Here is a 244-nt window from a genome sequence, read left to right on the forward strand (position 1 = left end):
GTACAACTGGTCGCCGTAGGCATCGTCGCCAAGGCAGCCGATCATCGCCACCTCCGCGCCGAGACGCGCCGCGGCGACCGCCTGGTTGGCTCCCTTGCCGCCGGGAACGGTGATGAAGGACTGCCCGGCGAGGGTCTCGCCGCCCCGTGGCAGGCGCGGCGCGCGCTCTACCAGGTCCATGTTCAGGCTGCCCACCACCAGTACTTTCGCTTGCATCGTTGCGTCCTTGTTCCAGCCTCTCTCT

General features: G+C 68.0%; 1 protein-coding gene. It reads right to left on the reverse strand.

Annotated elements, in window-relative coordinates; translation table 11 throughout:
* Positions 1-216 (reverse strand): PfkB family carbohydrate kinase (locus tag ACLJNW_RS27810; protein ID WP_410961815.1); only part of this gene is annotated, 216 nt, incomplete at its 3' end.
* Between the last annotated feature and the right edge of the window lie 28 nt (positions 217-244).

The sequence above is a fragment of the Salmonella sp. SAL4457 genome (assembly GCF_046548235.1).
Classification (GTDB): domain Bacteria; phylum Pseudomonadota; class Gammaproteobacteria; order Enterobacterales; family Enterobacteriaceae; genus Salmonella; species Salmonella enterica.